Source organism: Streptomyces fodineus (genome assembly GCF_001735805.1).
Classification (GTDB): domain Bacteria; phylum Actinomycetota; class Actinomycetes; order Streptomycetales; family Streptomycetaceae; genus Streptomyces; species Streptomyces fodineus.
This window is the reverse complement of the sequence record NZ_CP017248.1, coordinates 4,539,351-4,553,729: the sequence shown is the minus strand read 5'-3', so window position 1 is coordinate 4,553,729 and position 14,379 is coordinate 4,539,351. Positions and strand designations below refer to the sequence as shown.

At 70.8% G+C, this 14,379-nt stretch carries 13 protein-coding genes; 6 read left to right on the top strand and 7 right to left on the bottom strand.

Translation table 11 applies throughout. The features are described 5' to 3' along the window. The first annotated feature begins 186 nt into the window (after window positions 1-186). From tilS to folE, 4 genes are all read left to right on the top strand, one after another. Window positions 187-1,242, top strand: a complete 1,056-nt coding sequence (tilS, locus tag BFF78_RS19145; protein ID WP_069779483.1) for a tRNA lysidine(34) synthetase TilS — start codon at window positions 187-189, stop codon at window positions 1,240-1,242. Between the two features lie 90 nt (window positions 1,243-1,332). After that, window positions 1,333-1,893, top strand: a complete 561-nt coding sequence (hpt, locus tag BFF78_RS19140; RefSeq protein WP_069779482.1) for a hypoxanthine phosphoribosyltransferase — start codon at window positions 1,333-1,335, stop codon at window positions 1,891-1,893. Between the two features lie 216 nt (window positions 1,894-2,109). Then, window positions 2,110-4,149, top strand: a complete 2,040-nt coding sequence (ftsH, locus tag BFF78_RS19135) for an ATP-dependent zinc metalloprotease FtsH (RefSeq protein WP_069779481.1) — start codon at window positions 2,110-2,112, stop codon at window positions 4,147-4,149. Window positions 4,150-4,283: 134 nt separating this feature from the next. Continuing rightward, on the top strand, window positions 4,284-4,889 hold the full coding sequence (gene folE / locus BFF78_RS19130) for a GTP cyclohydrolase I FolE (RefSeq protein WP_069779480.1): 606 nt from the start codon (window positions 4,284-4,286) through the stop codon (window positions 4,887-4,889). A gap of 24 nt (window positions 4,890-4,913) precedes the next feature. Here the strand turns inward: folE and BFF78_RS19125 are convergent, their stop codons facing one another. The 6 genes from BFF78_RS19125 to BFF78_RS19100 form a co-directional block, all read right to left on the bottom strand. Then, complete coding sequence (locus tag BFF78_RS19125) at window positions 4,914-5,402, bottom strand: DUF3180 domain-containing protein (RefSeq protein ID WP_069779479.1); 489 nt, start codon at window positions 5,400-5,402, stop codon at window positions 4,914-4,916. A 71-nt stretch (window positions 5,403-5,473) separates the two neighbouring features. After that, a complete protein-coding gene (gene folK, locus BFF78_RS19120; protein WP_069779478.1) occupies window positions 5,474-6,085 on the bottom strand; it encodes a 2-amino-4-hydroxy-6-hydroxymethyldihydropteridine diphosphokinase in 612 nt (203 codons plus the stop codon). After that, on the bottom strand, window positions 6,082-6,441 hold the full coding sequence (folB, locus tag BFF78_RS19115; protein ID WP_069779477.1) for a dihydroneopterin aldolase: 360 nt from the start codon (window positions 6,439-6,441) through the stop codon (window positions 6,082-6,084). Before folB ends, folK begins: the two co-directional genes overlap by 4 nt. Window positions 6,442-6,689: 248 nt before the next feature. Then, window positions 6,690-7,232 (bottom strand): nuclear transport factor 2 family protein, encoded by a 543-nt coding sequence (locus tag BFF78_RS19110; RefSeq protein WP_069779476.1) that lies wholly within the window; start codon window positions 7,230-7,232, stop codon window positions 6,690-6,692. Then, a complete protein-coding gene (folP, locus tag BFF78_RS19105; RefSeq protein WP_193433493.1) occupies window positions 7,229-8,143 on the bottom strand; it encodes a dihydropteroate synthase in 915 nt (304 codons plus the stop codon). Before folP ends, BFF78_RS19110 begins: the two co-directional genes overlap by 4 nt. 125 nt (window positions 8,144-8,268) lie before the next feature. Continuing rightward, window positions 8,269-10,083, bottom strand: coding sequence for a phosphatidylglycerol lysyltransferase domain-containing protein (locus BFF78_RS19100; RefSeq protein WP_069779475.1), 1,815 nt, complete (start codon window positions 10,081-10,083; stop codon window positions 8,269-8,271). 226 nt (window positions 10,084-10,309) lie between these two features. Here BFF78_RS19100 and BFF78_RS19095 point away from each other — a divergent pair, with 226 nt between their 5' ends. Next, entirely contained in the window at window positions 10,310-11,437 is a 1,128-nt protein-coding gene (locus BFF78_RS19095) for an alpha/beta hydrolase (RefSeq protein ID WP_069779474.1), read from the top strand. 95 nt (window positions 11,438-11,532) lie between these two features. Beyond that, window positions 11,533-12,921, top strand: a complete 1,389-nt coding sequence (locus BFF78_RS19090) for a hypothetical protein (RefSeq protein ID WP_193433492.1) — start codon at window positions 11,533-11,535, stop codon at window positions 12,919-12,921. Window positions 12,922-12,975: 54 nt separating this feature from the next. Here the strand turns inward: BFF78_RS19090 and BFF78_RS19085 are convergent, their stop codons facing one another. Beyond that, complete coding sequence (locus tag BFF78_RS19085) at window positions 12,976-14,322, bottom strand: PH domain-containing protein (protein WP_069779473.1); 1,347 nt, start codon at window positions 14,320-14,322, stop codon at window positions 12,976-12,978. Window positions 14,323-14,379 lie beyond the last annotated feature (57 nt).

Below are 14,379 nucleotides of genomic sequence, written 5' to 3'. Positions count from 1 at the left end.
ATGGACGCGTCGTGATTGGAATCCGGCCTACGGCAGGCGAACGCCCCTCCAATCACCCGTCCGAGGGACCGTGAGCCATGCGTAGGCGTGCAATGCTCGGGGAACCGCCCGCTTCTGTCACCATCTACACACTCTGAGTGACCGGCTCGGGCTCACCCCCCGAAAACTTCATGAAGGGAACCGGACATGGGTCCCCATCCTGCGGTCGCGGCGATACGCCTGGCGGTCCGCCGCGTCCTCCACGACATCCTCAACGACCACCACACCACCGGCGTGCCCGGCCGCCAGGCCACCGGCGAACGCCCGGACCGGACGGCCGAGCGGTCCCCCTCCCCGCTCGTCCTCGTCGCGTGCTCCGGCGGCGCCGACTCCATGGCCCTCGCCTCCGCCGTCGCCTTCGAAGCGCCCAAGCTCGGCATCCGCGCCGGGGGCGTCACCATCGACCACGGCCTCCAGCCCGGCTCCGGCCTGCGCGCCGACGAGGTCGTGCTGCGGCTGCACGAACTCGGCCTCGACCCGGTCGAGTCCATCGCCGTGAGCGTGGGCCGCGAAGGCGGACCCGAAGCCGCCGCCCGCGACGCCCGCTACGCCGCCCTCGATGCCATCGCCGAACGCCACCGCGCCACCGCGGTCCTGCTCGGCCACACCCGCGACGACCAGGCCGAAACCGTCCTGCTGGGCCTCGCTCGCGGCTCCGGCATCCGCTCCCTGTCCGGAATGGCCGCGGTCTCGGGGGCCGGCGGCCGCTACCGGCGCCCCTTCCTGCAACTCGACCGGCAGACCGCCCGCAAGGCCTGCATGGTCCAGTCCCTCCCGGTCTGGGACGATCCTCACAACGCCGACCCCGCCTACACCCGCTCCCGGCTCCGCCACGAAGGCCTGCCCGCCCTGGAGAAGGCCCTCGGCAAAGGGGTCGTGGAGGCGCTCGCCCGCACCGCGCAGCTCTCCCGCGACGATGCCGACGCCCTGGACGCCTGGGCCAGCCAGGCCGAGGCCTCCGTACGCGACGCCGCAGGTCAGCTGGAGTGCACCAAGCTCTACGCCCTCCCGCCCGCCGTCCGCCGCCGCATCCTGCGCCGCGCCGCCATCGAGGCCGGTGCCCCGGCCGGTTCGCTGTTCGCCCGCCACATCGAGGAACTCGACCGTCTGATCACCGGCTGGCGCGGCCAGGGGGCCATCAATCTCCCCGGCAAAGTCGTCGCTCAGCGGCAGGGTGGCAGACTGGTGATTCGGCAAGGCTGAATCCAGGCCCCGCGGAGCGACCCTCCGGCGGCCGGCCCGGGCAGCCGGTGGCCGTGGGCTACGGCCGTAAGTGCGGGACGACCGAAAGTGATGCGGGTGGACGCGAAAGACATGGGTGCCGACCTTCAGCAGGTGCTCATCACCAAGGAAGAGATCGACGCGAAGCTGGCCGAGCTGGCCGCGAAGATCGACGCGGAGTACGCGGGCAAGGACCTGCTCATCGTCGGCGTCCTCAAGGGCGCCGTGATGGTCATGGCGGACCTCGCACGGGCGCTGTCCACCCCCCTCACCATGGACTGGATGGCCGTGTCCTCCTACGGCGCGGGCACCCAGTCCTCGGGTGTCGTGCGGATCCTCAAGGACCTCGACACCGACATCAAGGGCAAGCACGTCCTGATCGTCGAGGACATCATCGACTCCGGGCTGACCCTGTCCTGGCTGATCAACAACCTCGGCTCCCGCGAGCCCGCCTCCCTGAAGGTGTGCACGCTGCTGCGCAAGCCGGACGCCGCGAAGGTCGCCATCGACGTCGAGTGGGTCGGCTTCGACATCCCGAACGAGTTCGTCGTCGGCTACGGCCTCGACTACGCCGAGAAGTACCGCAACCTGCCGTTCGTCGGTACGCTCGCGCCCCACGTCTACGGCGGCTGAGCCGGCGGGACCAGGTGTGAGCCAGTCGGCTCAAGCCTTGTAGGACGATCGGGAACCCCAGCGGGTTCCGCGCCGTTGAAGCATGCAGAGACGGGCTCCCCGGCCCTCGAAGCAGACTTCGTGCGGCTTCGGACCACCACGCTGGGGTACCGTCAGAAGAACTGTCTTATCAAACTCACTATGGCAGGAGGGACGGGGCGGCACCGCTCCGTATGGATGGACGTGAAGCGATACTTCCGTGGGCCGGTCATGTGGATCGTGCTGGCCGTCCTTGCCGTGGTCGTGTTGATGCAGGTCGTCGGCTCGTCCGGCGGCTACAAGACGGTGGACACCGGCCAGGTCGTTGCGGCGATCACTGACAACAGGGTCCAGTCGGCCAAGCTGACCACAGGCGACGAGCAGAGCATCAAGGTCACCCTCAAGGACGGCCAGAAGGTCGACGGCAGCTCGAAGATCCAGGCGAGCTACATCGGCGACCAGGGCGTGACCATCGCCAGCCAGCTCCAGACCAAGTACGAGCAGAAGCAGATCCCGGACGGCTACACGGTCTCGCCGTCCAAGCAGAACCCGTTCGTCGGCGTCCTGCTCTCCCTGCTTCCCTTCGTCCTCATCGTGGTCGTCTTCCTGTTCCTGATGAACCAGATGCAGGGCGGCGGCTCCCGGGTCATGAACTTCGGCAAGTCCAAGGCCAAGCTCATCACCAAGGACACCCCGAAGACGACGTTCGCCGACGTCGCCGGCTGCGACGAGGCCGTCGAGGAGCTCCACGAGATCAAGGAGTTCCTGCAGGAGCCGGCCAAGTTCCAGGCCGTCGGCGCCAAGATCCCCAAGGGCGTGCTGCTCTACGGCCGCCCGGGTACCGGTAAGACCCTGCTCGCGCGCGCCGTCGCCGGCGAGGCGGGCGTCCCCTTCTACTCGATCTCCGGTTCCGACTTCGTCGAGATGTTCGTCGGTGTCGGTGCCTCGCGAGTCCGTGACCTGTTCGAGCAGGCCAAGGCGAACGCCCCGGCGATCGTCTTCGTCGACGAGATCGACGCGGTCGGCCGCCACCGCGGCGCCGGCCTCGGCGGTGGTCACGACGAGCGCGAGCAGACCCTGAACCAGCTGCTCGTCGAGATGGACGGATTCGACGTCAAGGGCGGTGTGATCCTCATCGCCGCCACGAACCGCCCGGACATCCTCGACCCGGCGCTGCTCCGCCCCGGCCGCTTCGACCGCCAGATCGCGGTCGACCCGCCGGACCTGCAGGGCCGCCTGGAGATCCTCAAGGTCCACCAGAAGGGCAAGCCGGTCGCACCGGACGTCGACCTGTCCGCCGTGGCCCGCCGCACCCCCGGCATGACCGGCGCCGACCTGGCGAACGTCCTCAACGAGGCCGCGCTGCTGACGGCCCGCGGCGACCAGAAGCTGATCGACAACAGGGCGCTGGACGAGGCGATCGACCGTGTGGTCGCGGGCCCGCAGAAGCGGACCCGGATCATGTCGGACAAGGAGAAGAAGATCACCGCGTACCACGAGGGCGGTCACGCCCTGGTCGCGGCGGCCTCGCCGAACTCCGACCCGGTCCACAAGATCACGATCCTGTCCCGCGGCCGCGCCCTCGGCTACACGATGGTCCTGCCCGACGAGGACAAGTACTCGACCACGCGCAACGAGATGCTCGACCAGCTCGCCTACATGCTGGGTGGTCGCGCCGCCGAGGAACTGGTCTTCCACGACCCGACCACCGGCGCCGCGAACGACATCGAGAAGGCCACCAACCTGGCCCGCGCGATGGTCACCCAGTACGGCATGACCGAGCGGCTCGGCGCCATCAAGTTCGGCGGCGACAACAGCGAGCCCTTCCTCGGCCGTGAGATGGCTCACCAGCGCGACTACTCGGAAGAGGTCGCCGCGCTGGTCGACGAAGAGGTCAAGAAGCTCATCGAGACCGCGCACAACGAGGCCTGGGAGATCCTGGTCGAGAACCGCGACGTGCTCGACCAGCTCGTCCTCCAGCTGCTGGAGAAGGAGACCCTCGGCAAGGAGGAGATCGCCGAGATCTTCGCCCCGATCCACAAGCGCCCGCCGCGGCCCGCCTGGACCGGCTCCTCCCGCCGTACCCCCTCCACCCGCCCGCCGGTGCTCTCCCCGAAGGAGCTGGCACTGACCAACGGTGCGAACGGCTCGACGGCCGCGATCAGCACGGTCAAGTCCACCGCCGCGGAGTCGGCCCCGGTGATGGACCAGACCCCTGAGGACCGCCCGGAGAGCTGAGCGAGTTTCGGCCAGCAGGCCTGGAATGAACGCCGCGCCCCCCAGGTTTTAGCCTGGGGGGCGCGGCGTTCGTATGTCCGCAGGCAAGACGTGTGGCCGCCTGCCACCCGTGAAGGCAGAGGAACGAGGAACAGATGACCGATCCGGTGACGCTGGACGGCGAGGGCCCCATCGGCGAGTTCGACGAGAAGCGCGCCGAGAACGCCGTACGCGAACTTCTGATCGCGATCGGTGAAGACCCGGACCGTGAGGGCCTCAGGGAGACGCCGACGCGGGTCGCACGGGCTTACCGGGAGATCTTCGCGGGGCTGTGGCAGAAACCCGAGGACGTCCTGACGACGACGTTCGACCTGGGACACGACGAGATGGTCCTGGTGAAGGACATCGAGGTGTACTCGACCTGTGAGCATCACCTGGTGCCGTTCCGAGGCGTCGCCCACGTCGGCTACATCCCGTCCGTCACCGGAAAGATCACCGGCCTGTCCAAGCTGGCCCGGCTGGTGGACGTCTACGCCCGTCGGCCGCAGGTGCAGGAACGACTCACCACGCAGATCGCGGACTCCCTGATGGAGATCCTGGAGCCGCGGGGCGTCATCGTGGTCGTCGAGTGCGAGCACATGTGCATGTCCATGCGCGGCATTCGCAAGCCGGGCGCGAAGACCATAACGTCCGCCGTGCGCGGTCAGCTGCGGGACGCGGCGACGCGGAACGAGGCCATGAGCCTGATCATGGCGCGCTGAACCGGTGCTTCAGGAAACCGGCGGTCATGCCGCCGGTTCCGCTCCCGGGTGGTTCTGGTCCTCGTCCTCGGGGAGCTTGCAGACGCGCTCCAGGAACATGGCCGCCGCTATCACCCCGATGCCGGCCAGGACCGAGAACCCGGCGTAGATGGCCTGGTCGCGGCGGGCCGGGAGGTCGAGGAGCTCCAGCAGGAACACGCCCGTGCCGCCGTACATACCGGCGACGAGGGCGGCGACCAGGGCGCTGGCCTGGCCGAAGACGACCGCGCGGGCGGCCATCAGGGGATCGACGCCCTTGGCGCCGGGGCGGCGCTCGCGCTGGGCCTTGAAGCGGGCGCGGAGCGAGAGCGCCGTCGAGAGCAGGACCACCGCGATCAGCGCGAGGACGATGGGGGCGGCCAGGGGGACACTGGGCAGGGTCCCGATCGAGTTCCAGAGGCGGGCACCCGCCCAGGACAGGATGCCGGCCACGACGAACACGCCCGCCAGCACCCTGATGCGCAGCTCTCTCACGGTGTCCCTTCAGCTCCCCCGGACCGGTCCGGACCGCGGTCGAGTCGACCTTGTCGTCTTGACCTTAACGACTACTCGGGCAGTCGGAGTTCCAGGTCCTGGCGGGGCTCCACGCCCGTGCGGGTGACGACCGACAGCAGCTCGGCCACCGGGCCACGGCCGGGCAGCTGCGCCTGCGGATCCACGTCGTGCCAGGGTGCGAGCACGAAGGCGCGCTCGTGGGCGCGCGGGTGGGGCAGGGTGAGCCGCGGGTCGTCGGAGGTGACGTCGGCGTAGGCGACGATGTCGACGTCCAGGGTGCGCGGGCCCCAGTGCTCGTCGCGGACGCGTTTGTACGCCTCCTCTATGGCGTGCGCGCGCTCCAGCAACGAGGCCGGGGGCAGGGTGGTCTTGAGGAGCACGACCGCGTTGAAGTACGTCGGCTGGCTGCCGGGCTCCACGCCCCAGGGCTCGGTCTCGTACACGGGGGAGACGGCCTTCACACGGAGACCGGGGGTGTCCTCCAGGGCGTCGACGGCGCCCTGGAGGGTCTCCAGACGGTTGCCGAGGTTGGAGCCGATGGAGATGACGGCCCACTTCGGGTTCTGCAGGGTCGTGTCGGCGGCGTCCACCTTCTCGACGACCGAGGCGGGCACCGGCTGGACGGTCGGGTCGCTGTGACCCTGGAGGAAAGGTCGGGTCATACTCGGCTCCGGGTGATGGTGACGGTCACGTCGTCGAAGGGGACGGTGATCGGTGCGTCCGGCTTGTGGACGCAGACCTCGACCTCCTGTACGCCTTCGTGCTTCAGGCAGGACTGGGCGATCCGCTCGGCGAGGGTCTCGATCAGGTCCACCGGCTCGCCTTCTACGACGGCCACGACCTCTTCGGCCACGACGCCGTAGTGAACGGTCTTCGCCAGGTCGTCGTCGGCCGCGGCCGGCCGGGTGTCCAGCCCCAGAACGAGGTCCACGATGAAGGTCTGGCCCTCCTCGCGCTCCTTGGGGAAGACACCGTGGTGCCCGCGGGCCTTGAGGCCGCGCAGCGCGACACGATCCACGCGAATCACTCCTGCAATCGTCGGGAAGGACCGGTGTGCACCGCGTGCGGGCGGCACTCCGGTCTCAGACGAATCTACCTGCGGGCACTGACAAAGCCGGGCTGCAAGGCGCGGACCCGGGCCGGGATCACGAGGGTTCATCTCGTGTTTCCCGGGGGAAACCCGGCCGTGTCATGGGTTGGTAGCGGCTCCTACCCAGGGGTAGGTGATTCCAACCACTTCTTGCTCCCTGCGGAGCGTCTACCCGCTCAGGCGAGGGGGCCACCGTCCGGGTTCACGCCGTTGACGCCGGTGTCGCCGGCCTCGCCCTCATCGTCCTCGCTCTCCGCCAGGACGGGCGAGGCGTGGTGCGACCAGAGCTTCCAACCGGAGGATGTGCGCCGGAACACGTTCGTGGCGACGACGAGCTGACCGACCAGTGGTCCCAGTTCCGCGCCCTCCTCGGGGGCGGGGCCGCCGCTGAGGATGTTCTCGGTGCAGGTCACGAGCGCGGTGTCGCCGGTCACGGAGACGTGCACGTCGGTGAGGAAGAACTGGATGTAGTCGGTGTTGGCCATGATCAGGGCGTACGACCTGAGGACTTCGCCGCGGCCGGTGAGCACGGGCCAGCCGGGGTGTACGCAGGAGACCACGCCGCTGTCCGCCGGGTCGTGGTACTCCTCGTCGACGCCCAGGTCGGCGGGGGTGAGCCAGAGCGAGGACAGTTCCTCGAAGTCGCCGCGTTCCATCGCCTCGTAGAAGGCGGTGTTGGCGGCCTCCACCTGCTCGACGTCGGTATGAGGGGCGCTCACCGGGTTCCTTCCGCCCCACGCTCACCACGGACACCGGGCGCCGAGCCCGCTGTACGCGCCTCCTCCACGGCCCGCGCGACCCGCACGGCGTCCGCGGTGGCGTGTACCTCATGTACGCGCACCGCCCATGCGCCGGAGTGCGCCGCGAGTGCGGAGACGGCGGCCGTGGCGGCATCGCGCTCCCGGGCCGGCGGGGGTGCGCCCTCCGGGCCGGCGAGGACGCGGCCGAGGAACCTCTTGCGGGAGGCGGCCACGAGCAGGGGGTGGCCGAGGGCGCGCAGGCGGTCGAGGTGGGCGAGAAGGGTGAGGTCGTGCTCGGCCTCCTTGGAGAAGCCGAGACCGGGGTCGACGACGATCCGGTCGGGGGCGATGCCGCCCGCCAGCACGGCCTCCACGCGCGTGTGCAGCTCGTCGACGACTTCGGCCACCACGTCCTCGTAGACGCCCTTGACGTTGCCGCCCTGGAGGAAGCCGCGCCAGTGCATGACGACGAACGGGGCGCCCATGCCGGCGACCACGGGGATCATCGCGGGGTCGGCGAGGCCGCCGCTGACGTCGTTGACGAGGGCGGCGCCGGCGGCGAGGGACTGTTCGGCGACACAGGCGCGCATGGTGTCGACGGAGACGACGACGCCTTCGGAGGCGAGGCCGCGGACGACGGGGATGACGCGCCGGAGTTCCTCTGCCTCGTCCACCCGGGTGGCACCGGGGCGGGTGGACTCGCCGCCGACGTCGACCAGGTCGGCTCCTTCGGCGACGAGGTCCAGGCCGTGCTTGACGGCGGCCGTCGTGTCGAACCAGCGGCCGCCGTCGGAGAAGGAGTCGGGGGTCACGTTGACGACGCCCATGACCGCGCACCGGTCCCATGCCGGAAGGCCGGCGACCTGGCCGCGCCCGCTGAGGTTGTTCATACGTTCAGCGTAGGCCCAGGAGGGGGGCCGGAACGCGCGGCGGCCCGGGCGGGCGCCCCGTGCTGGAGGGGTTGGGGCGCCCGCCCGGGCCCGTTCCGCGGCCGTACCGCTCGCTCCCGCGGCGCTCAGGCCGCGCGGACGTCGTGTTCCGCCATGGTGTGCGCGCAGGGGCGCGCGGCGGCCGCCTTGCGCCGGCGCAGGAAGTGCGGGAGCGGCAGGGCGAAGTTGACGAAGCCCTCCGCCTGCATGGCGGCGAAGCCTATGCGGGGCAGGTCCGCGCTGTTCCGGTAGACCACGAAGCGGGGCTCCCAGCGCGGCTGGAACTTGGCGTTGAACTTGTACAGCGACTCGATCTGGAACCAGCGCGAGAGGAACACCAGCAGTCCCCGCCAGGCGCGCAGCACCGGACCGGCGCCGATCTTCTCGCCGCGCGCGAGGGCGGAGCGGAACATCGCGAAGTTCAGCGAGACCCGGGTGACGCCGAGCTTCGGCGCGGCCTGGAGGGCGGCGACGATCAGCAGCTCGTTCATGCCGGGGTCCGCGCTGCGGTCGCGGCGCATCAGGTCCAGCGAGGCGCCGTCCTTTCCCCAGGGCACGAAGTGCAGGATCGCCTTCAGGTCGCCGTACTCGCCGGGCTGGTCGTCCTGCTTGTGCGCGGTGGCGATCAGGCAGTCGCCGTCGGCGGCGTCGCCGATGCGGCCGAGCGCCATGGAGAAGCCGCGCTCGGTGTCGGTGCCGCGCCAGTCCTCCGCCGCCCGGCGGATGCGCTCCAGCTCGGCCTCGCCGAGGTCACGGATACGCCGTACCCGGGTTTCGTAGCCGGCTCGCTCGATGCGCTTGACCATTTGTCGGACGTTGCGCATCGCGCGTCCGGCGAGCGAGAAATCCGCGACGTCCACCACCGCCTCGTCACCCAGTTCCAGGGCGTCCAGGCCGGTCTCACGGGTCCACACCTCGCCGCCCGTCTCCGAGCAGCCCATGACGGCGGGAGTCCAGGAGTGGGCCCTGGCCTCGTCCATGAACCGCTCGATGGCGCCGGGCCAGGCCTCGACGTCGCCGATGGGGTCGCCGCTGGCGAGCATCACACCGGAGACGACGCGGTAGGTGACGGCGGCCTTGCCGCTGGGGGAGAAGACGACCGCCTTGTCGCGGCGCAGCGCGAAGTGGCCGAGAGAGTCGCGCCCGCCGTGCTTGGCCAGCAGGGCCCGCAGCCGGGACTCGTCCTCCTCGGTGAGGCGCGCGACCGGGTGCTCGGGGCGGAAGGCCAGGTAGATGGTGGTGACGGCGGTGATCCAGCCGAGGGCGCCGAGGGAGAAGGCGACGGTCCAGGACGTGTTGCCCTGGTAGTCGACCGGGCCCTCGAAGCCGAACAGGCCGTAGACGACGTGCGTCAGCCGATCGGCCAGGCTCGGGTCGCCGATGGTCCGGTGCGGATGGACGCTGACGATGATGAGTCCGAGCACGAGGGAACCGGCGCTCATGAGGACGAAGTTGGCGAGCGCGCGCCACCTGCTGCGCGGGTCGGGCAGCGCCGCGAACTGGTCGCGATGGATGAGCAGCGGCACGAGCAGTGCGACCGCGATGAGCACACCGACGATAGAGTGCCGGTACGCGAACTGCGCCGCCGCGCCCGCCGGCAGCAGTGCGACCGCCGCCCGCCACGCCCGGCGCTTGCGCCGTTTGAGGCCGTGCGCGAGCAGCAGCAACAGCACACCGGCGCTCAGCGACAGCGCCGCGGCGAAGGGCCCGAACGAGCCCGGCAGCACCTCGGCGATGGCGTGCATACGACTGTGACGGAAGCGCGGGAACACACCCGCCGCAATGTCCAGGACGCCCACGAGGGCGGCCGCAGTGCCGACCAGGGCGGGAACGGCCTCGGGGCGTGGGCCGCGAAGTATGCGCCGCGCCCGGCTCGATCGGCCCGGAACCTCGCCCGACATTTCCCCATCTATCCTGACAGACATCGCATCCCGTAGTTCTGCGAGAGACCTTGAACCCGGGCCCGATCGGGCATCCGGCGACATTGCGCCCTCTAGGACGGTGTCTGGGGGAGAGAGGTTCACTCCCCACCGGAAAGTCGGGTCAAAGGCCAAGGAAAGCCCCGGGCAAGCCTTCGCAATCAAGCGTGGGCGGCGCCGGGCGGAAAGCGCAGGCAGGAAGCAGCCCATGGGTCTCACGAGCAACAAAGTGCTGATGCTGGTCATCGTCCTCGCCGCCGTGCTGTTCGTCGGCACGGTGTGGCTGTGGCCGCGACTGGCCCGACGGAGCTGGCGGGCCGTCAGCGGACGGGTCGGCCTCTTGCTCGCCACCCAGCTGGCGGTCTTCGCCTCCGCAGGCCTCTTCGCCAACCAGACCTTCGGTTTCTACGCCAGCTGGGCCGACCTGTTCGGCCAGGAGAACGGCCAGGGAGTGGTCGTCGACCATATAGCGGGCGGCGGCGGAAACAGCCCCATCCAGGTGGTCTCGACCTCCCGGGTCATCGGGGTGAGCAGTCCGCTGCCGCAGGTGGCCGGGCAGGTCCAGAAGGTCGACATCATCGGCCGTACGACCCATCTGGCCACGCCCGCCTTCGTGTACCTCCCCCCGGAGTACTTCCAGCCGCAGAACCGCGCGCGCAAGTTCCCGGTCTCCGTCGTCCTCACGGGCTACCCCGGCACGGCGCAGGCGCTGGTGGACAAGCTGCACTACCCCAGTACGGCGCAGCAGCTGGGCAAGAACGGGAAGATGCAGCCGATGATCCTGGTGATGCTGCGGCCGACCGTGGCACCGCCGCGCGACACCGAGTGCGTCGACGTTCCCGGTGGCCCGCAGGCCGAGACCTTCTTCGCCAAGGACCTGCGCGAGTCGGTGATGGCCCACTACCGGGTCGACAAGACGCCCGCCAGCTGGGGCATCGCCGGCGACTCGACCGGCGGCTACTGTGCACTGAAGATCGCCATGCACCACCCGGGTTCCTACGCCGCCGCCGCGGGCCTGTCGCCGTACTACAAGTCGCCGATCGACCCCACCACCGGGGACCTCTTCCACGGCAACAAGAACCTGCAGAATCGCGCCGACCTCTTCTGGTCGCTCAAGCATCTGCCCGCTCCCGAAACGTCACTGCTCGTCACCAGCAGCAAGGTCGGTGAGCACAACTACAAGGACACGCTCAAGTTCATCAAGGCCGTGCAGGACACGAACGTGACCAGGGTCTCGTCGATCATCCTTCCGAGCGGCGGGCACAACTTCAACACCTGGAAGCGGGAGATCCCCGGGATGCTCCAGTGGCTCAGCACCAAGCTGGTCGCCCACTGACCCCCTGGGCCTGACGCCCCGTAAAGCCGAGCATGTGGCCGTGTTTTTACGGGGCGGGGGTCCGCGATTCGCCTACGCGCGGTAAGTTTCTGGCCATGCCACGTGGACGCCACCGCCATTCCCCACCTCTGCACCGGCTGTTGCCTCCCTCGGCGATCGCCGGGGTCTCCGTCGTCTGCGCGCTGGGTCCCTGGGTGTTCTCCGAGGTCATGGTGCTGCGCGCCCTGGCCTCGGCCGCCGCGGCGACGGCAGTCGTCGGCGCGGTCGTGATGCGCCACTGGGACACCCAGGCGGGCAAGCGGGTCGCCGAGCTCACGCGCGCGCGTGCCGGCGACGAATGGCGGTACGAGGAACGGGTCGCCGAACTCGAGACCGACCTGGAGGAGTCGCGCGAGCTGCGCACCAAGCTGGAGCAGCGGCTGCGCGCCAAGCGCGCGGAGCTGGCCGGCCTGCGCAACGAGCACGCGGCCCTGCTGCGCCGGTACGCCACGGCGGAGACCGAGCGCGCGACCGCCCTGGAGGGACGCCGGCTGCTGGAGATCGAGGCGGCCGTGCCCTCCTCCTCGCCCGCGCTGCCGCCCGCGCGCAGTGCCGAGGCGGATCCGGAGCCGGTCGAGGCTCCCGAGGCCGGGGCGGACTCCGGGGACGAGCCGGCGGAGCACGCGGTGTTCTCGCCCGAGGGCGCACGGCTGTACCGGCGCGCCCTGACGGCACTCGCCCAGTTCGGCAAGGAGAGCTCGGCCGACGCCGTGACGGACGCCACTCAGGCCGCCACGCCGGAGACGTCCGAGGCTTCGGCCTCCGAGGCTTCGGAGGCTTCGGCTTCGGAGGCCGTGGATTTTGGGGGTACGGCTCCGGAGGCGGCGGCTTCCGAGACGGGTGAGCCCAAGGCCGAGGTGGGCGCCGTTCCTGTGAGCAAGATCGTTCCTGCGGGCGAGGTCGATGTGCGTAAGGCCGATGTGGTTGCGGCCGGCTCCGCCGCCGAGGCCGAGGGCGCTGCGGAAGGCGGCATACCGGACGGCGCCGGTGCTTCCCGGAGCGAGGCCGGTGCGCCGGCCGCCCAGGAGGAGGAGGCGCAGGGGCAGCCCGAGGCGGCCGTCGGGCACGCGCGCGCGGCCGCCGCCTCCACGGCACCGGCCGAGCTCACGGGACCCGTGGCGCAGCCGCCCGCCGGGCACTTCACGGTGCCGACCGCGGTGGCCGTCGTACCGGCCGCGCCCGCGCGGCGCCCGGTGATCGAGGGCGGTTTCGACTTCTTCGGCACCCAGAAGGACGCGCCGAAGGCCGCGCTGGACTCCGTGCACAACGAGGATCTCGCCGACGTCGTCGGCCCGGAGGCCCTCGCCGTGCACAAGGCCGAGGCGGAGGCCGGGTTCAAGGACGCCGGAGCACAGGAGCAGGGCGTCGGCCAGGTCATCGACCTGACCGCGCACGACGAGACCGAGCAGATCGACGTCCAGGGGCTGCGCAGCGCGGCTTCCTGAGGCCCCACCGGACACCGGGCCCGGCTTCCCGCAAGGGGGAGGCCGGGCCTCATGTCATCCGGATGCCATCCAGCGGTCGGGGCGTGCGTCCCGGCGGCCCGTACGGGACCTCTCCGCCTGGGCGTGCAGAAGTCTCGCCGCCTCCTGGGCGTCTCGCAGACGGGCCGTCACGGTCTTGTCGGCCCCGGTGTCCACATGGACGTCGGCAAGCCGCCACAGGCGCTGCCAGGGCCCCTGGCTCAGCCGTACGCTCTGCACCTTGGCGTGCGGGACCAGCGAGAGCCTGCGCCGCAGCAGGCCGTGCCGGGTCGCGAACACCGTGCCCGTGACAGCGAGGCGATGGCCGCGCCACCACACCGGCAGGCACCAGCGGGCCCGCCGCGCCGGGCGCGACAGTTCCTGAGGCACCGTCACGCCGTGCAGCACGCGCGTGACGACCGACTCGGCGACCGGGCGCGGGGCGACCGGTACCAGCACCGAGTTGGCGGACCCGGCCACGTCCAGTTCCACCCGCACCCAGCCGAGCCGCCGCCACAGCAGCGGCTCCACGATCCGTACGGTCTGCACCCGGCCGGGCGGCACCGTCTCGTGCGTACGGTCGAGCAGCCCGTGGTCGATGCGCAGCCCGTCGGGTGACTCGCTCACCGTCCAGTCGAACTCGCCGGCGAACCGCCCCGCGCTGCTCGCGCCGGCGGCGCCGAGCAGCGGCAGCGCGGATGCCAGGACCGTCCACAGGTTGTGGGTGGCGAGCCAGAGCACGGTCGGTACGACGACGGCGCCGCACAGCGAGCCCCAGGTGGCGCCCGTCAGCACCAGGGAGAGCGCCAGCGCACGTGGGGGCACGCGCAGCAGCTCGCGCGCCGGGGCCTCGCCGACTTCGCGCGCCGTCTCGGGTGCGAAACCCGCCGCGCGCGCGAGCAGCTCCGCGCGCAGGGCGCGTGCCTCCTGCTCGCCGAGGAAGGCCAGTTCGTCCTTGGCGTCGGCGCCCACGACGTCGATCCGCAGCTTGGCGACGCCCGCCACGCGCGCGAGGAGGGGGCGGGAGACGTCGACGGCCTGGATGCGCTCCAGCCGGATGTGCGCGGTGCGCCGGAACAACAGGCCGGTCCGGATGCGCAGTTCGGTGTCGGTGACCGCGTAACGCGTGAACCACCACGACAGGAAGCCGTAGAGCCCGGCCAGGGGCACCAGTACGGCGAGCCCCAGGAGCAGCGCGGTGGTGGTCAGCCGGGTCAGCTGCTCCTGCGTTCCGTTCGGGTCGTGCACCGCCCATCCGGCGAGTACGGCGATCGGCGCCCACGCCCGCCGGAAGGGCGTGACGGGGTGCAGCCGACGCTCGGCCGCGCGCTCCTCGGCACGGCCACCGTCCTGTGCGCCCGCGGGGCCGTCCGCGGCGCTCATGTGCTCTGCGGCAGCCGTGCCTGCCGTATCTATGCCCGCTGTGGCGTCTGCGGCGTC